The sequence below is a fragment of the Sphingomonas profundi genome, from assembly GCF_009739515.1.
Taxonomy (GTDB): domain Bacteria; phylum Pseudomonadota; class Alphaproteobacteria; order Sphingomonadales; family Sphingomonadaceae; genus Alterirhizorhabdus; species Alterirhizorhabdus profundi.
In genome coordinates this window covers 98,913-119,418 of sequence record NZ_CP046535.1, presented here as the reverse complement: position 1 = coordinate 119,418, position 20,506 = coordinate 98,913, and the positions used below count along the sequence as shown (strand labels likewise).

At 69.9% G+C, this 20,506-nt stretch carries 16 protein-coding genes; 6 read left to right on the top strand and 10 right to left on the bottom strand.

Annotated elements, in window-relative coordinates; all coding sequences use genetic code 11:
- Positions 1 to 58: 58 nt before the first annotated feature.
- From GNT64_RS00550 to GNT64_RS00535, 4 genes are read right to left on the bottom strand one after another with little or no spacing between them, the layout of a single operon-like run.
- On the bottom strand, positions 59 to 1,642 hold the full coding sequence (locus GNT64_RS00550; RefSeq protein ID WP_156677761.1) for a tetratricopeptide repeat-containing sulfotransferase family protein: 1,584 nt from the start codon (positions 1,640 to 1,642) through the stop codon (positions 59 to 61).
- A gap of 13 nt (positions 1,643 to 1,655) precedes the next feature.
- Entirely contained in the window at positions 1,656 to 2,654 is a 999-nt protein-coding gene (locus tag GNT64_RS00545; RefSeq protein ID WP_231639160.1) for a HupE/UreJ family protein, read from the bottom strand.
- A gap of 43 nt (positions 2,655 to 2,697) precedes the next feature.
- Positions 2,698 to 3,486, bottom strand: coding sequence for a peptidyl-prolyl cis-trans isomerase (locus tag GNT64_RS00540; RefSeq protein ID WP_156677759.1), 789 nt, complete (start codon positions 3,484 to 3,486; stop codon positions 2,698 to 2,700).
- Positions 3,486 to 4,949, bottom strand: a complete 1,464-nt coding sequence (locus GNT64_RS00535) for an agmatinase family protein (RefSeq protein WP_197277206.1) — start codon at positions 4,947 to 4,949, stop codon at positions 3,486 to 3,488. The genes GNT64_RS00540 and GNT64_RS00535 overlap by 1 nt, the downstream gene beginning before the upstream one ends.
- A gap of 199 nt (positions 4,950 to 5,148) precedes the next feature.
- Here GNT64_RS00535 and urtA point away from each other — a divergent pair, with 199 nt between their 5' ends.
- From urtA to GNT64_RS00505, 6 genes are all read left to right on the top strand, one after another.
- Positions 5,149 to 6,339: an urea ABC transporter substrate-binding protein gene (gene urtA, locus GNT64_RS00530; RefSeq protein WP_156677758.1), complete on the top strand. Its 1,191-nt coding sequence runs from the start codon at positions 5,149 to 5,151 to the stop codon at positions 6,337 to 6,339.
- 119 nt (positions 6,340 to 6,458) lie between these two features.
- Positions 6,459 to 7,349 carry an urea ABC transporter permease subunit UrtB gene (gene urtB, locus GNT64_RS00525; RefSeq protein ID WP_156677757.1) on the top strand — a complete coding sequence of 297 codons (891 nt, stop codon included), beginning with the start codon at positions 6,459 to 6,461 and terminating at the stop codon, positions 7,347 to 7,349.
- The gene (gene urtC / locus GNT64_RS00520; protein ID WP_156677756.1) at positions 7,342 to 8,358 is read left to right on the top strand and encodes an urea ABC transporter permease subunit UrtC; all 1,017 of its coding nucleotides are present in this window, start codon (positions 7,342 to 7,344) and stop codon (positions 8,356 to 8,358) included. Before urtB ends, urtC begins: the two co-directional genes overlap by 8 nt.
- Complete coding sequence (urtD, locus tag GNT64_RS21735) at positions 8,355 to 9,110, top strand: urea ABC transporter ATP-binding protein UrtD (protein WP_231639159.1); 756 nt, start codon at positions 8,355 to 8,357, stop codon at positions 9,108 to 9,110. The genes urtC and urtD overlap by 4 nt, the downstream gene beginning before the upstream one ends.
- On the top strand, positions 9,107 to 9,808 hold the full coding sequence (gene urtE, locus GNT64_RS21730; RefSeq protein ID WP_156677755.1) for an urea ABC transporter ATP-binding subunit UrtE: 702 nt from the start codon (positions 9,107 to 9,109) through the stop codon (positions 9,806 to 9,808). Before urtD ends, urtE begins: the two co-directional genes overlap by 4 nt.
- A 140-nt stretch (positions 9,809 to 9,948) precedes the next feature.
- A complete protein-coding gene (locus GNT64_RS00505; RefSeq protein WP_156677754.1) occupies positions 9,949 to 12,363 on the top strand; it encodes a TonB-dependent receptor in 2,415 nt (804 codons plus the stop codon).
- A gap of 47 nt (positions 12,364 to 12,410) precedes the next feature.
- Here GNT64_RS00505 and GNT64_RS00500 read toward each other — a convergent pair whose 3' ends face one another.
- The 6 genes from GNT64_RS00500 to ureC all read right to left on the bottom strand — a co-directional run bounded on the left by GNT64_RS00500 (position 12,411) and on the right by ureC (position 20,472).
- Positions 12,411 to 13,292 carry a response regulator transcription factor gene (locus GNT64_RS00500; protein ID WP_231639610.1) on the bottom strand — a complete coding sequence of 294 codons (882 nt, stop codon included), beginning with the start codon at positions 13,290 to 13,292 and terminating at the stop codon, positions 12,411 to 12,413.
- 70 nt (positions 13,293 to 13,362) lie between these two features.
- On the bottom strand, positions 13,363 to 16,731 hold the full coding sequence (locus tag GNT64_RS00495) for a hybrid sensor histidine kinase/response regulator (protein ID WP_156677753.1): 3,369 nt from the start codon (positions 16,729 to 16,731) through the stop codon (positions 13,363 to 13,365).
- Positions 16,732 to 16,891: 160 nt separating this feature from the next.
- Positions 16,892 to 17,521, bottom strand: coding sequence for an urease accessory protein UreG (gene ureG, locus GNT64_RS00490; protein WP_156677752.1), 630 nt, complete (start codon positions 17,519 to 17,521; stop codon positions 16,892 to 16,894).
- Positions 17,518 to 18,228 carry an urease accessory protein UreF gene (locus GNT64_RS00485; RefSeq protein WP_156677751.1) on the bottom strand — a complete coding sequence of 237 codons (711 nt, stop codon included), beginning with the start codon at positions 18,226 to 18,228 and terminating at the stop codon, positions 17,518 to 17,520. The genes ureG and GNT64_RS00485 overlap by 4 nt, the downstream gene beginning before the upstream one ends.
- A complete protein-coding gene (locus GNT64_RS00480) occupies positions 18,218 to 18,748 on the bottom strand; it encodes an urease accessory protein UreE (RefSeq protein ID WP_156677750.1) in 531 nt (176 codons plus the stop codon). Before GNT64_RS00480 ends, GNT64_RS00485 begins: the two co-directional genes overlap by 11 nt.
- On the bottom strand, positions 18,748 to 20,472 hold the full coding sequence (ureC, locus tag GNT64_RS00475) for an urease subunit alpha (protein WP_156681336.1): 1,725 nt from the start codon (positions 20,470 to 20,472) through the stop codon (positions 18,748 to 18,750). The genes GNT64_RS00480 and ureC overlap by 1 nt, the downstream gene beginning before the upstream one ends.
- Between the last annotated feature and the right edge of the window lie 34 nt (positions 20,473 to 20,506).

Genomic DNA, 20,506 nt, shown 5'->3' with positions numbered 1-20,506 from the left:
GGGTCGCAAGGGGAAAGGGGCTGCCGGTAACGGTGGCCTCTTTCTTCTTCGCCCTCCGTCAGCCGGTGGCGATGCCCTGCCGCTCGAACCAGGCGCGCACCGGCTCCAGCGCCTCGGCATGCGCCTTCCACCGCGCCACCGCCTCCCGGTAGAGCGGCCGCCGCACCTGCGCGGCGCTGGGTGTGGCGACGGCGGCGTCATTCTCGTGGAAGCGCAGGCAGGCCTCGTTCCAGCCGAGCCGGCAGTGCGCCAGCAGCCGCTCCGTCTGGCCGCGCTGGTCGGCGACGAGATCCTCGTAGCGCAGTTCCAGCACCCGGCCGGGAAACAGCCGGCGCCAGTGCGCCATCAGCCGATCGAACCGCTGATAGAAATGCGCCGTATCGAGCAGATCGTAAGAATAGTAATAATAAGGCGAGTTCGCCGCGAAGAGATTCTTGTAGTTGCTCCACACCACATCCATCGGATCGCGCCTTAGGCAGACGATGCTCGCATGCGGCAGGGCCGTGGCGATGTGGCCGATATAGAGGCTGTTGGCCGGCAGCTTGTCTATGAACCGCCCGTCCGCCCGCCGGCGGTGCTGCCCCGCCCGCGCGACATAGGCCGCGCCGATCGCGCGCGGATCAAGCCGCGCCGCGATCCGCACCGTCTCCGCGTCGATCACCACGCGGGATCGGGTGCCGGCCAGCTGCTTGGCCGCCAGCGGCATCGCCTGCAGCTCGCCGGCGGAATGGACGTCGGGGTGGGAGGAGAGGATGCGATCGACCAGGGTGGTGCCGGTGCGCGGCATGCCCAGCACGAAGATCGGCGCCTCGGCCACCGCGCCTGCCGGATCCGTCGCGCCCGCGGGCGGCGGCTCGGCCCAGGCCGCCTCGATCGCGTCGAAGATCGCGGCGTCCTGCGCGAAATCATAGCCGATCTCGGCCTTGCGCCGGGTGTTGGCGGCGTGGAGGTGGCGGAAGGCGGCGGGCGCATCGCCCACATCCTCATATTCCTTCGCCAGCGCATAGCGCAGGCGCAGCCGGTCGTCGGCGGTTTGCGCCTGCGCCAGCGCCGCCTCCAGCCGCGGCAGGTGGTTCGTCGCGGCGCTCTGCCGGCGCAGGCCCGCCAGTGCATAATGGGTGCGCGCGCTGCCGGGCCACCGCGCCAGGATCGCCTCGAACGCCGCCTCCGCCTCGTCCACGCGGCCGAGGAAGCCCAGCGCCGTCGCCAGATTGTAGCGGAAATCGAGCGTGTCGGGCGCCGCCGCCACGGCCGGGGCGAACATCTCCGCCGCCGCCGCATGATCGCCGAGGCGGGCATAGACGCAGCCGATCGTGTCGAAGGTCAGCGCGTCGCCCGGCCCGGCCGCGCGGGCCGCATCGGCCGCCGCCTGCGCGTCCGCCTCGCGCCGCAGCAGGATGAGCAGGCGGGCGCGCTGCGCCTGGTGCTCGGGCGTGGGCGCGACGGCGATCGCGCGATCGACCGAGGCGAGACCGATCGTGACCCGGCCGAGCGCCGCCTCCGCCATGCCGAGCAAGAAATGGCCCGCCGCCTGCCCCGGCGCCTGTGCGACGAGTGCCGCCGCCGCCGCTCGCGCCCGCGCCGCGTCGCCGCGCGCCAGCGCCTCGCCGGCGGCGCGGTGCAGCGCCTGGGCATCCTGCATCCGCCGGCGCCGGTCAGGCGGCGAGCTGGCCGAAGCCGGCCACCCGCTCCAGCATCCAGAAGCAGCCGAGCGCGCCCGCGCCGTACAGTGCCGCCACCCGCACCGGCTCCGCCCGGCCGATCGCCCGCGCCGCCGCCATCGCCGCCAGCACCACGCCGACGAACAGCAACTGCCCGACTTCGACGCCGACGTTGAAGAAGACGAGCCCCTCCACCCGCTCGTGCGGGGAAACGCCGAGCTCGCCGAGCGCAGTGGCGAAGCCCAGGCCGTGCAGCAGCCCGAACGTGGCGACGATCGCCATGTAGCGCCGCCGCGCCGCCACGCTCTCCACCGCATCCGGCGTCACCCGCAGCGCCTCGCGCGCCATGAACGCGATCGACAGGGCGATCACCGCCTCCACCGGCGGCACGGGCACGTGGATCACGTCGAAGAAGGCCAGCGCCAGCGAGATCGAGTGGCCGGCCGTGAAGGTCGTCACCAGCAGCAGCAACTGGCGGCCGCGCGTCAGCAGGCACAGGCACAGCACGAAGGCGAGATGATCCCAGCCGCCGAGGATGTGGAGGATGCCCTGCACGCCATAATCGGCCGCCACCGCGCGGAACGATCGCTCGGCGCCGCCGGCGGCACCCACCGGCAGCACGGCGCCGTCGTCGCCCGCCGTCACCGCCTGCTCCACCGGCGCGCCGGCGATCGTGGAGGTGAAGGCGGCGCCGTCCACCAGCCACGGCGTGCGGATCACGTCGTCGCGGCCGAGCGCCCGGCCGCAGCGTATCTCGAACGCGTAGCGCGCGCGGCCGGCCATCGTCTGGCGATCGTGGCCCGTCTCGGCGCAGCCCTCCGGCCAGACGACCGGCAGGCGCGAGGCGACCGTCTCGGGCACGGATGCGGTCAGCTCGTAGACGCCGGCCTCCTCGCCCGGCCCGAAATCGTAGCGGCCGAGGCTGAAGACGTCGGCGCGCGCGGGCGCGGCGAAGGCGAGAAGGGCGAGCAAGGCGAGGAGGATCCGCGCCACGCTCCGTCCCGCGCCGGTATGAACGGAGCGCGCGCAGGCCCGCTCAGCGATCGATGGCGACGTCATATTTGCGCTCCAGCTTGCTCACTTCGGCATCGATCGCGCCGCCCGTCTGCGCGGTCATATAATCCTGCCGCACCTGCTCGCGTATGTCGGGATAGGGAATCAAGCCCGGCGGGGCGGTGCCCGTGACCTTCACGAAATGCACGCCGCGGATCGATCGCACGGGGCCGAACCAGCGGCCGGGCGGCGCCTTGCCGATGGCATCGAGGAAGGGCTGGCCGAACATGCCGCGGATCATCGACTGGCCGTAGTTCGGGAAGGTGCGGCCCATCCAGAAATCGTCGCCCGCCACCCGCTCGCCGCGGTTCAGCCGGGCGAGCGCGGCGGCGGGATCCGCCGGCGGCTCGGTGAAATAAACATGCTCGAAGCTCATCTGCGGCTCCGATCGGTAGAGATCCATATGCTCGGAATAATGGTTGATCAGCTGCTCCTCGGTCGGCTCGGCGGGCGTGCCCGTTATCATGAAGCGCAGCCGGTCGATCAGCCGCTGCTTGGTCGCCTTGTCGGTCAGGTGCAGGCCGCGCTCGATCGCCTCGCGGAACAGCATCTCGTTGGCGACATAGTCCCTCACCAGCTTCGCCTGCTGCGCCGCATCGGGCCGGTGGCCGGTCATCGTCTCATAGTCGGTGGCGAGGCTCGCCTGCATGCCCCGCGTCACCTCGATCCGCTCACCGTGGCGGGTGACGAGGGTGTAGGCCAGGAAGAAGCCTCCGCCGATCAGCAGGAACAGGATCAGCGGATCGCTCCACATGTTGCGCCACACCGGCATCACGCCCCCTTTCGCCGCTTCGCCGGGGCGGCGGCGGGCTGCGGCCGCCACGGCCCCTGCCCGTGATCCGTCGTCAGCGGGCTCAGATAATGGTCGGAGGTGAGGCCCCGCCGGCGCATGGCGATGCCGGTCAGGCACTCGCGCAGGATGCGCACCGCGTTCAGCGCGGAGGTGTAGCCCGGGTCGACGAGCGGGTCCGTCTCGACCAGTTCGAAACCGACGACGTTCGTCTCGGCGCACAGGCGGCGCACGATCGGCATCGCCTCGCGCATTGTCAGGCCGCCGGGTTCGGGCGTGCCGGTGCCGGGCATGAAGGCCGGATCGAGCACGTCGACGTCAAAGCTGACGAAGATCTTCTCCGGCCCTTCGCGCGCCTCCTTCACCGCGCGGTTCATCACGGTGTTCCAGTCGGTCTTCTCCACCTCCGCCATCGGGTGGTAGCGGAAGCCCTGCTCCCGCATCCACTTGAACGAGCTCTCGTCCGGCCAGTAGCCGCGCAGGCCGACCTGGATGAAGTTGCGGCCGGGCACATGGCCTTCCTTGATAAGGCGGTAGACCGGCTGGCCGTGGCTGATCAGATGGTCGCCCGAGCGGCTGGCGTCATAGTGCGCATCGAAGTGGACGATGCCCACCTTGCCCTTGCCGTAGACGTCGGCGAGGCCCGCCGCGTCGGCGTACATCAGCGAGTGATCGCCGCCGACGATCATCGGGATCGCGCCGGTCTCCGCGATCTCGCGCACCATCGCGCGGATATGATCCAGGCTGCGCTCGGTGGACATCTGGTCCACCGCCGCATCGCCATAATCGACCACATTCAGCTCGTTGAACGGCGAGACCATGACGTGCATGTTCTCCGGCGTCACGAAGCCCATGCCCTTGTACACCTCGCCGGTGCGGATGGCGCGCGGGCCGTAGGCGGTGCCGCGGAAGCCGGAACCCATGTCCAGCCCCGCGCCCATGATCGCGACATCCACCTTGCCGGCCCTCAGGTCCGCCGGGTTGAGCGCCACCGGCTGGTTGAAGAAGGTGGGGATGCCCTGCTTGGGGCCGGCGCCCAGATAACGGTTCAGGTTAATCGGGCCGGGGCTGCGCGGCGTATCGAACGCCTCCGGCCGCTTCACCCGCCAGCCGTTGAAGCCCGGATCGGCGGTGTTGAGCGGGATCGCCGCCTCGTCCGTGCCGGGGTGGAAGCGCGATGCCTCCACCACCGCCATCATGCCGTCGACATAGGCCTCGATTTCGGCCGGCGTCTTCGTCTCGAAACGCTTGAACAGCAGGTCCTTGCGCGCCGCGAAGCCGCCGGTCTCGCCGTTCAGCAGGAACTCCTTCTTGGCGGGCGGCAGGGTGGCGATCTTGGCGGCCAGCCAGTCCGGCACCTGCCCGGCGCCCTGCGCCACCACCGCCAGCGACACTGCGGCAAGCAGCGCGAGCGCCGGAGCCAGCCTCTTCGCGCGTGCCGCCATATCCGCCCTGCCCCCTTCTTCGCCGCGATGCAGCGCAACCGGAGAGCGCCCGTATCAGCCCGTCCGATATGAGCTTTCTCGCACATGCGAGGTCTACGTCAAATGACGCATACGCCGGTCGGGCTTACGCCCTAGCTTGTCCGCCAGGGCAGATCGCGGGGATCGCGCGCCCGCCGAATCGACCATTTTGGGGGCCGTCATGATCTCTTCGCCCAAGCGCCTGCCGCTCGCCGTCGCCGCCCTGCTAGGCGCCACCGCCGCGCAGGGGGCGGAGCCGGTGAAGGTCGGCGTCCTCCAGTCGCTCTCCGGCACGATGGCGATCAGCGAGGTGACGGTTAAGAATGCCGAGATCATGGCGATCGACGAGATCAACGCCAAGGGCGGCGTGATGGGCCGCCGCATCGTCGCCATCGTCGAGGACGGCGCCTCCGATCCCGCCACCTTCGCGCAGAAGGCCGGCAAGCTGATCCAGCAGCAGCAGGTCGCCACCGTGTTCGGCGGCTGGACCTCGGCCAGCCGCAAGGCGATGCTGCCGGTGTTCCAGCGGACCAACAACCTGCTCTGGTATCCGGTGCAGTTCGAGGGCAACGAATGCTCGCCGAACATCATCTACACCGGCGCGCAGCCGAACCAGCAGATCGTGCCGGCGCTGAACTGGGCGGCGCAGAAGGGCCGGAAACGCTACTTCCTCGTCGGATCGGACTATGTGTTCCCGCGTACCGCCAACCTGATCCTGAAGAAGCAGATCGCCGCCCGCAAGCTGGCCGTGGTCGGCGAGGAATATGTGCCGCTGGGCGGCACCGACTTCTCCGCCGTGGTCGCCAAGATCCGCGCGGCCAAGCCGGACATCATCTTCTCCACCCTGAACGGGGACAGCAACGTCTCCTTCTTCAAGCAGATGGCGGCGGCCGGCCTCTCCTCCGCGCAAATCCCGGTCATGTCGTTCAGCATCGCCGAGCAGGAGGCGCAGGCGATGGGGCCGCAGCTGGTGAAGGGCAGCTACGCGACCTGGAACTACTTCCAGTCGATGCCGACGCCGGCGAACCGGGCGTTCGTCGCCGCCTACAAGAAGCGTTTTGGCGCGGGCGCGGCGATCACCGATCCGATGGTCCACGGCTATGTGAATGTCTATCTGTGGAAGGCGGCGGTGGAGAAGGCGCGCAGCTTCGATCCCACCGCCGTGCGCAAGGCGGCGGCGGCGATGCCGGCCATCCCCTCGCCGATGGGGCCGGTGCGGCTGGCGGGCAACCAGAGCCTCCACCAGCGCGCCTATGTCGGCCAGCTCGATCCCGCCGGCCAGTTCAGGATCATCTCCCGCTCCGATCAGGAGATCGCGCCGAACCCCTATGATCGCCTCGCCTTCCCCGGCAAGACCTGCACGCTGAACTGAGGCGGCGATGACCCAGGCCACATCGTCATCCCGGCCCAAGCCGGGATCCCTGTCTTCCTGCCCGGGCGGTGCCGTTCGCGGCGGGAGACTTGGGTTTCGGCCCGCGCCGGAGCGACTTGGTGGATAGCGCCCTCGTTCTCACCCAGATCTTCAACGGGTTCAGCCTCGCCTCGCTCTACCTGCTGGCGGCGCTGGGGCTGGCGCTCAGCTTCGGGCTGATGCGCGTCATCAACATGGCGCATGGCGAGATGCTGATGCTGGGCGGCTATCTCGCCTACCTCACCCTGCTGGCGGTGCCGGGGCCGATGGGCATCCTCGTCGCCATGCCGGTGGCGTTCGCCGGCGCGGCCTGTATGGGCGGGGTGATCCAGATCGGCCTCGTGCGCCACCTCTCCGCCCGCCCGCTCGACACGCTGCTGGCGACATGGGGGGTGAGCCTGATCCTCCAGCAGGCCGCGCGCAGCCTATTCGGCGCGATCGGCGTGGACGTGACCGCGCCGGCCTGGCTGGACGGCGGCTTCACCCTGGCCGGCGCCAACGTGCCCTCCTCCCGCCTGTTCATCCTGGCGGTGGCGGCGGCGGTGCTCGCGGCGCTGGCGCTGGTCCTCGCCCGCACGCGCATCGGCCTGCTGGTGCGCGCGGTGAACCAGGATCGCATGATGGCGGCCGCCACCGGCATCGACGTGCGCCGCGTAGACCTCGCCATGTTCTGCCTCGGCACCGGCATCGCCGGGCTGGCCGGCGTGGTGCTGGCGCTGCTCGGCCCGGTGACGCCCAATGTGGGGCAGAGCTATATCGTGCCCGCCTTCCTCGTGGTGGTGATGGGCGGCCTCGGTTCGATCGTCGGCACCACCGTGGCGGCGCTGCTGCTGGGGCTGTTCTCCGCGCTGGCGCAGATCTTCGTGGACGTCAGCGTGGCGCAGGTGCTGCTGCTCGCCTTCGTCATCCTCTTCATCCAGGTCCGGCCGCAGGGCGTGATCGCCAGCCGCTCGCGCGCGCTCGATGCGTAGCCCGGCGCGTCTCGCGCCGTGGGCGCTGCTGGCGGCGGGCGCGGTGCTGCCGCTGATCCTCTCGCCCTACGACGTGAACCTCGTCGCCCGCTTCCTCGCGATGGGCATATTGGCGCTCGGGCTGGTGCTGACGTGGGGGCATGGCGGCATATTGAGCCTCGGCCAGGGCGTGTTCTTCGGCCTTGGCGGCTATGCGCTGGCGATGCACATGAAGCTGGCGACCCTGGCCGAGGGCGAGATGCCCGACTTCATGACGTGGAGCGGGCTGGAGCGGCTGCCCTGGTGGTGGGCGCCGTTCGGCAGCGGCGCCTTCGCGCTGGTCGCGGTCGTCGCGGTGCCGGCGGGCCTCGCCGCCCTGTTCGCCTGGTCGGTGTTCCACCGGCGGGTGGGCGGCACCTACTTCGCGCTCATCACCCAGGCGCTGGCGCTGGCCTTCGCCACGCTGCTCATCAGCCAGCAGCCCTATACCGGCGGCTTCAACGGGCTCACCGATTTCACCAGCCTGTTCGGCGCCGATCTGAATGCGCCGGCGATGGGCGACATCCTGTTCTGGGTCACGCTCGCGCTGCTGGCCGCCACCTATGTGGGGGTGAAGGCGCTGCTCGCCTCCCGCTTCGGCACGATGCTGCGCGCCAGCCGCGACGGCGAGAACCGGGTGCGCTTCCTCGGCCACGATCCGACGCCCTACAAGGTGGTCGCCTTCGCCGTCGCGGCCGGGCTGGCCGGGGTCGCCGGCGCGCTGTTCACGCTGCACGCCGGCGTCGTCTCACCCGCGCTGGTGGGCGTGGTGCCCTCGATCGAGATGGTGATCTGGGTGGCGATCGGCGGGCGCAACAGCCTGGCCGGGGCGGTCGCCGGCGCCCTGTTCGTCAACATCGCGCGCGACGCGATCAGCAGCGCCTTTCCGGAGCTGTGGCTCTACGCGCTCGGCACCCTGTTCATCCTCGTCGTCACGCTGCTGCCGGATGGCCTCGCCGGCCTCGCCGGCCGGCGCTGGAGGCGGGCGTGACCGCGCTGCCCGAGCGGCTGCTGGAGGTGGACGGCGTCACCGTCGACTTCGACGGCTTCAAGGCGCTGGACGGCTTCAGCCTGACCCTGGACGCGGGCGAGCTGCGCGTGGTGATCGGCCCGAACGGGGCCGGCAAGTCCACCCTGTGCGACACCATCATCGGCCGGGTGCGCGCCACCGCCGGCCGCGTGCTGTTCCGCGGCGCCGACATCACCCGCCTGCCCGAACATCGCATCGTGCAGGCCGGCATCTGCCGCAAGTTCCAGGCGCCCGGCATCCTGCCCACCCTCTCCGTCGCCGACAATCTCGCCATCGCCGCGCGGAGCGACCGGCGCTGGTGGAAGGCGCTGGGCTTCGGCATCCCCGCCGCCGAGCGCGAGGCGGTGGACCGCATCCTCGCCACCACCGGCCTCGCCGCGCGGCGCGACACGATCGCCGGCGCGCTCTCCCACGGCGAGAAGCAGTGGCTGGAGATCGGCATGGTCGTCGCCACCGACGCCGACCTGCTGCTGCTGGACGAGCCGACCGCCGGCATGGGGCCGGCCGAGACGCGGGCCACGGCCGATCTGATCCGCAGCCTGGCCGGCACCCACGCGATCATCGTGATCGATCACGACATGAGCTTCGTCGAGCAGCTCGCCGCCAAGGTGACGGTGATGCACCAGGGCCGGTTTCTGAAACAGGGCAGCGTCGCCGAGATCCGCGCCGATGCCGCCGTCGCCGAAGTCTATCTCGGGCGGACGAAGGAGTGACCGCGCTGCTGGACCTCGCCGGCGTCGCCAGCGGCTACGGCCAGAGCCGGGTGCTGTGGGACGTGGACCTCGCGCTGCCGGAACGCAGCGTGATGGCGCTGATCGGCCGCAACGGCGTGGGCAAGACGACGTTGCTGCGCACGATCATGGGCGTGCAGCGGCTGGACGGCGGCAGCATCCGCTTCGCCGGCGACGAGATCGGTCGGCTGGACAGCTTCCGCCGCGCGCGCGCCGGCATCGGCTTCGTGCCGCAGGGCCGCCACATCTTCCCGCAGCTGACGGTGCAGGAGAATCTGGAGACCGGCCTCTCGGCCGCCGGCCGCGGCGCGACGGTGCCGGACCATATCTTCGATCTGTTCCCCAAGCTGCGCGAGGTCCGCACCCGCAAGGGTGGCTTCCTCTCCGGCGGCGAGCAGCAGCAGCTGGCGATCGGCCGCGCGCTGGCCGGGCGCCCGCGCCTGCTGCTGCTGGACGAGCCGACCGAGGGCGTGCAGCCCAGCGTCGTGCAGATGATCGAGGCGGCGCTGCGCCGCGTGCGCGACGATCTGGGCGTCACGATCCTGATCGTAGAGCAGTATCTCGATTTCGCCTGGAGCTTCGCCGATCGCTACACCGCGATGGACGGCGGCCGCATCGTGCGCGAGGGATCGACGGTGCAGGACAGCGCAGAGGACGTCGCCCACCTGGTGCATATCTGACGCACCCTCCGCGGCTTCGCACCACGCTTCGTTAAACATCGGGCACGTCACAGCCGCGCAACATCTCCGTCACGGCGATGCCGCCGACGGCCCCCTAGACGCGCGGCATCTGCTCGCACGTGCAGCAATCAGGGGGTTCCATGTCGCCGTTCCGCTACTCGATTCTCGCGCTCGCTTTGGCGTCCACCGCCACCGGCGCCTATGCGGCCGACCTGCCCGCCGCCCCGGCGGACGCGGCGACCGCCGGCGACGCGGCGGACACCGCGGCCGACGACGGCAACGACAATGCGATCATCGTCACCGGCCGCACGACCCGCTCGGTCGTGACGCTGGACGGGCCGGAGATCCAGAAGATCCTGCCCGGCATCAGCCCGCTGAAGGCGATCCAGACGCTGCCCGGCGTGACCTACCTGACGGCCGATCCGTGGGGCAATAACGAGCAGAACATCTCGCTGTTCATCCACGGCTTCAACCAGCAGCAGCTCGGCTACACGCTGGACGGCGTGCCGCTGGGCGATCAGCAATATGGCAATTACAACGGCCTCTCGCCGCAGCGCGCGATCATCTCGGAGAATGTCGGCCGGGTCACGCTCGCCACCGGCGCCGGCGATCTCGGCACGCCCTCCACCAGCAATCTCGGCGGCACGATCGATACCTTCTCCAGCGATCCCGCGCAGGATCTGGGCGTGCGCGTGGCGCAGACGCTCGGCAGCCACGATGCGCAGCGCACCTTCGTGCGGATCGACAGCGGCGATTTCGGCGGTGGCAACCGCCTCTACGTCTCGGGCGTGCGGCAATATGCCAAGGCCTGGGATTTCGACGGCAAGCAGCGCGGCTACCAGGCCAACGCCAAGTTCGTCCACGAGGATGAGACCGGCACGCTGACCGGCTACTTCGCCTATTCGGACAAGGAGGAGCCGAACGAGGACGCCACCGTCGTCTCGGCGGCGCAGCGTTTCCGCCCCTATACGCGGCCGTTCCTCTACCCGAACTTCACCCAGGCGCTCGCTTACTACGCGTCGCCGGCCTACACCGCCGCCGGCGCCAACTACCGCAACTATTACAGCGCCGCGTTGCGCCGCGACTATCTGGGCTACGCGAAGTACGACTGGAAGGTCACGGACGACGTGACGTGGTCCAACCTCGGCTACTATCACCACAATAGCGGCGTCGGCATCGTCGCCGGGCCGATCACCGTGGCCGGCCTGCCGACCCTGTTCTCCTTCTACTATCCGGGGGTGGCCGGCAGCAGCCCGACGTCTCCGGCCAATCTCGCCCGCCTCTCCACGATCTTCGGCGGATCGGGCCTGGCCGCGCGCACCACCGAATATCGCATCGAGCGGTACGGCGCGATCAGCACGCTGCGCGCCACACTCGGCAATCACGAGATCGAGGTGGGCGGCTGGTACGAGCGGCAACGCTCCTCCGCCTTCCGCCGCTGGTATGCGGTGGACGTCAACAATCCCTCCAACCCCTATAACCGGCCGGAAGACTATGCCACGCCGCTGATCACGCAATATGGCAGCCAGATCCGCGTCGACGAATATCAGTATCACCTGCAGGATGCCTGGCACATCACGCCGGCGATCACCCTGCAGGCCGGCTTCAAGGGCGAGATCCAGCACGCCCGGCAGGCGGTGCCGGTGCAGCCGATCCCCGGTTCCTTCACCGGATCGCGCGAGCTGCCGGTCGGCGGCCTGAAGACGCACCGCTACTTCCTGCCGCAGGTCGGCGGCATCTGGGATGCGACGGGCAGCGAGCAACTGTTCTTCAACGTGCAGAAGAACATGCGCCAGTTCCAGACGAGCGCGGCGGCCGGCCTCTCGCCCTTCGCGCTCGGCAGCCAGACGCTGTTCGAGTTCTTCAAGGCGAACACCAAGCCGGAGACGAGCTGGACGTACGAGGTGGGCGCCCGCACCCGCCGCACCCTCGATCTCGGACCGATCACCGCTTTCGAGGGGCAGATCAGCTACTATCACGTCGATTTCAGCAACCGCCTGCTGGCGATCAGCCCGACGACGACGATCACCGCGATCGTAAGCGGCGCCACGATCCTCCAGAATGTCGGCAGCGTGAAGACGGACGGCGTCGACTTCGCCGGCACCCTGCACTTCGGCCCGCATTTCTCGCTCTACAACGCGCTGTCTTACAATCGCTCGATCTACCAGGACGATTACCGGACCGGCGCGAGCACGATCGTGCGGACATCGGGCAAGAAGGTGCCGGGATCGCCGGACTGGCTGAACAAGACGGTGGCGACGCTGGATATCGCGCCGGTGGAGGTGCAGCTGATCGGCGACTATCTCGGCACCCGCCTCGCCACCTTCACCAACGATCTGAAGTCGCCCGGCTACTACACCATGTCCGGCCGGATCGCGGTGGAGGTGCCGCTGGGCGCATCGGTGGTAAAGAAGCTCACCGTGGCGGTGAACGTCACCAACCTCACCGACAAGCGCGCAGCCTCCACGCTGAGCATCGGCGCCGCCTCCGGCACCTACAACTTCTTCCCGCTGGCCGAGCGGCAGGTGTTCGGCACCGTCAGCGCCGCCTTCTGACGCCTTTTCCTTCCGTCACCCGGATCGGGTGACGGAAGGGGGCACTGCTACCCCGCCAGCGTCCGCACGGCGATGGCCGCGGCGGACGCGCGATTCTCCACGCCCAGCTTCTCGAACACCTGCTCGAGATGCTTGTTCACCGTGCGCGGGGAGATGCCGAGGATCTCGCTGATCTCGCGGTTGGGCTTGCCCCGGCTCACCCACAGCAGCACTTCCGCCTCGCGGCTGGTGAGGACGTGGCGGGCGGCGAGGATGCGTTCGTCGTCGCCCTCGCGCGCTTCGGTCAGGCGGATCAGCCACTCGTCCGGGCCGGCGCGGTTCAGCAGCACGAACTCCAGCCGGCTGCCGCCCACGTCCACCCGCGCGGTCGCGGTGTCGGCATCGGCGGCCTGGATGCGCCGCACCGCCGCCGCGATCGCCGCCGGCAGCGCCGGGCGGCGCCAGTCGGGAACGAGCCGGCCGAGCACCTCGTCGGCACGTGGCGTGCTCCACAGCAGGTTGCCGGCGGCGTCCACCGCCAGCAGCAGACGGCCCGAGGCATCGAGCGCCACGTGCGATCCCTGCGCCACCCGCGCGTTGGCGAGGTGGACGCGGATGCGCGCGATCAGCTCCTCCACCACGATCGGCTTGTGGACATAGTCGACGCCGCCGGCGGCGAAGCCGTGGACGACATGCTCGGTCTCGGTCAGCCCGGTCATGAAGATGATCGGCGCTTGCGCGAAGCGCGGATCCTGCTTGATCCGACGGGTGGTGGCGAAGCCGTCCAGCCCCGGCATCATCGCGTCCATCAGCACGATGTCGGGGGTCACGTGCTCCAGCAGCTCCAGCGCCGCCTCGCCGTCGGTCGCGATCAGCACGGTCATGCCGGCGCCCTCCAGCGTGTCCGTCAGGAAGCGCAGCGAATCGGGCGTGTCGTCCACCACCAGCACGGTGTCGCGGGTGGGATCGGCCGGCTTGTGGCCCGCGCCCTCCGGCGCGTCTTGCGGACCTGGGTACGCCTTAGCCACGGGCACGATCTTCCAGCATCTTCAGATAGGCCTTGAGGTCGAACGCCTTCACCCGGCCGCGCAGCCGCTCGGCCAGGCTGCGACTGTCGGGCAGCGCCGCCTCCATCTCGTCGAGCTTGGCCTCTATGCCGCGAATGTGGCCGATCCGCCCCAGCCGGCGCAGCTCGCTGACATACGGCCCCGCATCGGCGAGCGCCGCCTCCGCGCCATCCTCGCCCGTGGCCCGGCCCGTCTCCTCGCCCGGCGCCGTCACCCACGCCAGGCCGAGATGCTGGGCCAGCACGTCCAGCAGCAGCTCCAGCGCCACGGGCTTCATCACGAAGCCGTCATGGTCGGCGCGCCCGTCCCCGCCCCTGCTGAACTCGTGCGCGTTGGCCGAGACCATCACGATGCGCACCGCCTCGCCATGGGCGCGGCGCAGCGCCGCCGCCGTCTCCCAGCCGGACAGGCCCGGCATCTGGATGTCGAGCAGCACGATGTCGGGCTGGCACCGCGCGGCCAGATCGATGCCCTCGGCGCCGGTCGAGGCGGCGTAGACGATGAAGTCGAGCGGCCGCAGCAGGCTCTGCAGCACGCTTAGCTGCAGCGGATCGTCGTCGATCAGCAGGATCGTGCGGCGGCGGCCCTCATAGCCGGCGATCGCGCGGGCGCGCACGGTGGCGACGGGCGGCTCGCGCGGCTCGGCCAGCATCAGCCGCAGGGCGAAGCGGCTGCCGACGCCCGGCGTGCTGGTGACGGAGACGTCGCCGCCCATGATCTGCACCAGCACGCGGGTGATCGCGAGGCCCAGGCCCACGCCCGGCTGCGCCCGCGCCGCATCCGATCCGCCGCGATCGAACGGCTCGAAGATGCGTTCCAGATCCTCGCGCTGGATGCCGAGGCCGGTGTCGGCGATCTCAAACTCCGCCACCTGGCTGCGGAACCGCACGGTGAGGGAGGCGTGGCCCGCCTTGGTGTATTTCACCGCATTGGACAGCAGGTTTATCAGGATCTGCCGCAGCCTCTTCTCGTCGGTGCGGACGAAGGCGGGCATCCGCTCGGGCCGCGTATAGCGGAACTCGATGCCCTTGGCCTCGGCCTGCATGCGGAACATGTCGGCGATCTGATCGAGGAAGGCGGGCAGCGGCACCGTGTCCGAGCTCAGCCGGATCACCCCGCTCTCGATCCGCGAGATGTCGAGCAGGCCGTCGACGAGGTTGGTCAGATGCTCGGACGAGCGGCGGATCACGCGCCCCGCCTCTTCCGCCGCGATCGGGCTGCGGCGCTCCAGCAGCTGGGCATAGCCGTAGATCGCGTTCAGCGGACTGCGTATCTCGTGGCTGACGCCCACCAGATAGCGGCTCTTGGCCAGATTGGCGTTCTCCGCCACCTCGCGCGCCTTCTGCAGTTCGGCGTCGGTGCGGGTGTGGGCGGCGATCTCCTCGACCAGCTTGGCGGTCTGGTGCGCGGTGTCGCGCTCGGCGGCGCGCCTGCTGTCATGCGCCAGCACGATCAGGCAGGCGGCGATGCCGGAGAGCAGCAGCAGCGCGAAGAACACCACCCACAGCGTCGTCTCCACCACCCCGCGCGCATCGGGCACCATCGCGCCGAACTGCACGTAGATGAGGTACAGGATCGTGCCGATCACCAGCGTGAACAGGGTCTGCAGGGCGACGAAGCTGCCGACCGTCGATCGCACGCCGTGGACGATCGCGGGCGGCAGCATGCGGGCCAGCAGGTGCGTCGCCTGCTCGGCGACCCGGCTGTCCGTCTTGCACATGTCGCGGCAGCGCGTCTCCAGCGTGCAGCAGAGCGAGCAGATCGGCGCCTGATAGGCCGGGCAATGGGCCATGTCGTTGCGTTCGAACGCATTCTCGCAGATTGTACAGACGAGATCGCCCTGCCCTTCCGGCAGCCCGCCCGGCGCACGCGCGATGTAGAAGCGGCCGCGCGTGGCGAGCGCGATCGCCGGCGCCGCGACGAAGGCGACGGCCATCCCCAGCAGCGGCGAGAAGGCGTGGGCCAGCGGCCCGAGCAGCCCGGCCAGCGCCACCGTGGAGACGAGGATCGACAGCCCCATCGCGCCGACGCCGACCGGATTGATGTCGTAGAGATGGGCGCGCTTGAACTCTATGTGGCGCGGGCTGAGGCCGAGCGGCTTCGAGATCACGAGATCGGCCGAGAGCGCGCCCATCCAGCCGGCGGCGAGATTGGCGTAAAGGATCAGGATGCCCTCGATCACGCGGATGATGCCGATCTCCATCAGCAGCAGCGCCAGCAGCACGTTGAACACCAGCCACACCACCCGGCCCGGATGGGCGTGCGTCAGCCGCGAGAAGAAGTTCGACCAGGCGATCGATCCTGCATAGGCGTTCGTCACGTTGATCTTCATTTGGCAGACCAGCACCAGCAGGCCGGTGAGCGCCAGCGCCGCCGCCTCGCCCGGCACCATCTGGCGGAAGACGACGTAGAACATGTCGGTGGGGCTCGCCGCCCGCTCGATCGTGCCGCCGTGGCTCAGCGCGAAGAGCGCAAGGAACGAGCCCAGCAGCAGCTTCACCCCGCCGATCGCCACCCAGCCCGGCCCGCCGGACAGCATCGCCGCCCACCACCGCGCATCGCGGCCGGGCTTCTTCTCGGGCAGGAAGCGCAGATAATCCGCCTGCTCGCCGATCTGCGGCAGCAGCGACAGCAGGGTGGACAAAGCGAGGCCGAACAGCAGCAGGTCGACCGATCCGTCGGCGGCGCCCAGCCGGCCGGAGAAGCGCGTCCAAGCCGCCATGTCCTCGCCTGCGGCGAACAGGATGTAGCCAATCGGCGCCAGTTGCAGCAGCAGCCACAGCGGCGTCGTTACCGTCTGCATGCGGTTGATGAGGCTCATGCCGTAGAGCGCGATGGGGATCACCACCAGCGAGCTCAGGATATGGGCGAAGGCGATCGGGATGCCGAACGCCATCTCCAGCGCCACGGACAGGATGGAGGCCTCGATCGCGAACAGCAGGAAGGTGAAACTGGCGTAGATCAGCGACGTGATCGTCGAGCCGAGATAGCCGAAGCCGGCGCCGCGCGTCAGCAGGTCCACGTCCAGCCCCTCGCGCGCGGCATGGTAGGCGATCGGCAGGCCCACCGCGAACATCAGCGCGATGGCGGCGGCGATGGCGGCGGCGGCGTTGGCGAAGCCGTAGGCCAGCGTGATCGTGCCGCCGATCGCCTCGCAGGCCAGGAAGCTGGTCGCGCCGATCGCGGTGCCGGCGATCCGCAGGTAGCTCCACCGCCGCGCCCGGCGCGCGGTGAAGCGCAGGGCATAATCCTCCATCGTCTGGCTGGCCGCCCACTTGTTGTACTGGCGCCGCTCGCGGATGATGTGCTGGCCCGGCGCCATGCCTAGCGCTCGTTGGAACAATGGAACCCGCTCATCCTGAGGAGCCATTGAGCCCGGCGAAATGGCGTCTCGAAGGACGGCCCGAGCGTGCGTCCTTCGAGACGGGCCTTCGCCGGGCTCAGTCCCTCCTCAGGATGAGCGGAAATGGTGCGGCTCGCCGTCATACGGCTTTCAATCCGCCGGCCACGACGATGAAATCGACGATGGCGGGGAGCCCCACCGCCTCCTTCAGATTGGTGAACAGGAACGGCCGTTCGCCCCGCATCCGGCGCGCGTCGCGGTCCATCACCTCCAGCGAGGCGCCGACCAGCGGCGCGAGATCGATCTTGTTGATGACGAGCAGGTCCGATCGGGTGATGCCGGGGCCGCCCTTGCGCGGGATCTTGTCGCCGGCGGACACGTCGATCACGTAGATCGTGATGTCGGCCAGCTCCGGCGAGAAGGTGGCGGCCAGATTGTCGCCGCCGCTCTCGATGAAGATCAGCTCCAGGCTGGGGAAGCGATCGACCATCTCGTCCACCGCGGCCAGGTTGATGCTGGCATCCTCGCGGATGGCGGTGTGCGGGCAGCCGCCGGTCTCCACGCCCATGATCCGCTCCGGCACCAGCGCGCCCGATCGGGTGAGGAACTCGGCATCCTCGCGGGTGTAGATGTCGTTGGTGATCGCGGCGACGTCGTAGCGGTCGCGCATGGCCTTGCAGAGCCGGTCGGTCAGCGCCGTCTTGCCCGAGCCGACCGGCCCGCCGATGCCGACGCGCAGCGGGCCGTTGTGCGTGCTATGGTGGTTCATGAGCGGAACAGCCTCGTATATTGCGTTTCGTGGGTCAGGCTGGCGAGTTCCACCAGCAGCGCCGAGGTGCCGAGATCGTCGGGATCGGTGGCCGGCGCGCGGGCGACGACGTCCTCGATCACCGGCGTCAGCCGGGCGGTGGCGATCTGCCCGTCCGTCTGCCCCAGCGGCACCAGTCTGACGCCCGCCGAGACGAGGTTGGCGGCGGTGCCGTGGATCCACGCGGTAAGCGCCGGCCGCAGCGGCGCGCCGTGCGCCGCGCAGGCGAGCGCGCCGACGATGCAGTGCGCCACCGGCCGCCCGGCATGGCGCGCGGCAAAGGCGTCCAGCGCAGGATGCGGCCAGGCCGCGCGGGTGACGGCGAGGAAGCTGCGCCCCATCTGCCGGCTCTCCAGCGCCGTCTCCGCCGATCCGCGAAACGCGACGGCAAGCTCGGCGATCGCATCCATGGCGGCGTCGCGGGCCTTCGACCCGTCGTCCGCGCCATCCCCGCGCCACGTTTCATATGCCCTGGCGAACAGCACGGCATCCACCCAGCCGCCGCCGCGCGCGATCACGGCCGAGACATAGTCCACCAGGCTCGCGGCATCGCGCACCGCACCCGCCTCCACCGCCGCCTCCAGCCCGTGACTGTAGCTGAACGCGCCGACGGGGTAGCTCGGCGAGGTCCACGCCAGCAGCATCGCGAGCGCGCGATCAGTGGTCATGGCGGTGCCCGCGATCATGGGCGTGGGCGTGATCGTGGTCGTGGTCGTGCGTATGCCCGTGGCCATGCGCGTGCCCGCCACCCTCGCGGCCGGCATAGGCGCCCGCTTCCGGCGTGAACGGCGCGACGATCTCCGCCACCGTGCCGCCCAGCCCGCGCAGCATGGCGGCGATCACATGGTCGGCGCGCAGGCGGATGCGGTCCGCGCCGATATCGGCCGGCAGGTGGCGGTTGCCGACATGCCAGGCCAGCCGCATCAGCAGCGCGGGGCTGGCGGCGCGCACCTCGATCAGCGGCTCGTCCGCCGCCGCCACGGCGATCACGCCGCCGCCGTCCAGCGCCAGCCCGTCGCCCTCGGCCAGCACCGCCGCCGCCGGCAGATCGAGCAGGAAATCGGTGCCACCCTCGCCCAGATAGCGGAAGCGCCGGCGGTGGCGCGCATCGTGATCGAGCGTGACGCGATCGAGCGCCGTCGTCGCGTCCCACTCGCCGGCGCGCAGGATGGCGCTGGCCCGCAGCATCAGAACAGGAAGTAACGCTGGGCGAAGGGCAGCACGTCCGCCGGTTCGCAGGTCAGCAGTTCGCCGTCGGCACGCACTTCGTAGGTCTCCGGATCCACTTCGATATGCGGCATGGCGTCGTTCAGCACCATGTCCTTCTTGCCGATGCCGCCGCGCGTGTTCCGCACCGCCGCCAGCGGCCGGCGCAGGTTCAGGCGGTGCGCGGCGCCGTCATCGATCGCCGCCGCGCTGGCGAACAGCAGCGACGAGGCGGAGCCCGCCCCGCCCATGCCGCCCCACATCGGGCGGTAGTGCACCGGCTGCGGCGTCGGGATCGAGGCGTTGGGATCGCCCATCGGCGCGGCGGCGATGCTGCCGCCCTTGATGACCAGATCGGGCTTCACCGCGAAGAAGGCCGGCGACCACAGCACCAGATCGGCCAGCTTGCCGATCGTGACGGAGCCGACCTCGTGCGCGATGCCGTGGGCGATCGCCGGGTTGATCGTATATTTGGCGATGTAGCGGCGCGCGCGGAAGTTGTCCGCCTCCGCCCCTGCCTGATCGGCATCCTGCGCCAGCGCGCCGCGCTGCCGCTTCATCTTGTCGGCCGTCTGCCAGCAGCGAATGATCGTCTCGCCCACGCGGCCCATCGCCTGGCTGTCCGACGACATCATCGAGAAGGCGCCGAGATCGTGCAATATGTCCTCGGCGGCGATCGTCTCCTTGCGGATGCGGCTCTCGGCGAAGGCCACGTCCTCGGCGATCTTCGGGTCGAGATGATGGCACACCATCAGCATGTCGAGATGCTCGTCCAGCGTGTTGACGGTGTAGGGCCGCGTCGGGTTGGTCGAGCTCGGCAGCACGTTCGGCAGCCCGGCCAGGCGGATGATGTCCGGCGCGTGGCCGCCGCCCGCACCCTCGGTGTGGAAGGCGTGGATCGTGCGGCCCCTGAACGCCGCGATCGTGCTCTCGACGAAGCCGCTCTCGTTCAGCGTGTCGGTGTGGATCGTCGCCGCCACGTCGAACGCGTCGCAGACGGAGAGGCAGCAGTCGATCGCGGCCGGCGTGGTGCCCCAGTCCTCGTGCAGCTTCAGGCCGCAGACGCCCGCGCGCACCATCTCCTCCAGCGCCGCCGGCCGGCTGGCATTGCCCTTGCCGAACAGGCCGAAGTTCATCGGCAGCGTCTCCAGCGCCTGCATCATCCGGCCGATATGCCACGGCCCCGGCGTACAGGTGGTGGCCAGCGTGCCGTGCGCCGGGCCGGTGCCGCCGCCCAGCATCGTGGTGATGCCGGCGTACAGCGCCTCCTCCACCTGCTGCGGGCAGATGAAGTGGATGTGCGCATCGATGCCGCCGGCCGTCACGATCTTGCCTTCGCCGGCGATCACCTCGGTGCCGGGGCCGATCACGATGTCCACCCCCGGCTGCACGTCCGGGTTGCCGGCCTTGCCGATATGGCTGATGCGCCCGCCCGTCAGGCCGATATCGGCCTTGATGATGCCGCCATGGTCGAGGATCACGGCGTTGGTGATGACGGTGTCGACGGCGCCCTCGGCTCGTGTCCGCTGGCTCTGCCCCATGCCGTCGCGGATCACCTTGCCGCCGCCGAACTTCACCTCCTCGCCATAGACGGTGCGATCCTCCTCCACCCGGATGAGGAGCGAGGAATCGCCCAGGCGGATGCGATCGCCCGTGGTCGGCCCGAACATGCCGGCATAGGCCCGGCGCGAGAGGGTGGTCATGATCGCTCCTCCCCGGCACGGGGAGGGGGACCAGCGC

Bases quoted from the DNA above. Each gene is read 5' to 3' on its own strand.
- GNT64_RS00550 (WP_156677761.1), bottom strand. From the start codon at position 1,642: ATGCAGGATGCCCAGGCGCTGCACCGCGCCGCCGGCGAGGCGCTGGCG.
- GNT64_RS00540 (WP_156677759.1), bottom strand. From the start codon at position 3,486: ATGCCGGTGTGGCGCAACATGTGGAGCGATCCGCTGATCCTGTTCCTG.
- GNT64_RS00535 (WP_197277206.1), bottom strand. From the start codon at position 4,949: ATGGCGGCACGCGCGAAGAGGCTGGCTCCGGCGCTCGCGCTGCTTGCC.
- urtA (WP_156677758.1), top strand. From the start codon at position 5,149: ATGATCTCTTCGCCCAAGCGCCTGCCGCTCGCCGTCGCCGCCCTGCTA.
- urtC (WP_156677756.1), top strand. From the start codon at position 7,342: ATGCGTAGCCCGGCGCGTCTCGCGCCGTGGGCGCTGCTGGCGGCGGGC.
- GNT64_RS00505 (WP_156677754.1), top strand. From the start codon at position 9,949: ATGTCGCCGTTCCGCTACTCGATTCTCGCGCTCGCTTTGGCGTCCACC.
- GNT64_RS00495 (WP_156677753.1), bottom strand. From the start codon at position 16,731: ATGGCGCCGGGCCAGCACATCATCCGCGAGCGGCGCCAGTACAACAAG.
- ureG (WP_156677752.1), bottom strand. From the start codon at position 17,521: ATGAACCACCATAGCACGCACAACGGCCCGCTGCGCGTCGGCATCGGC.
- GNT64_RS00485 (WP_156677751.1), bottom strand. From the start codon at position 18,228: ATGACCACTGATCGCGCGCTCGCGATGCTGCTGGCGTGGACCTCGCCG.
- GNT64_RS00480 (WP_156677750.1), bottom strand. From the start codon at position 18,748: ATGCTGCGGGCCAGCGCCATCCTGCGCGCCGGCGAGTGGGACGCGACG.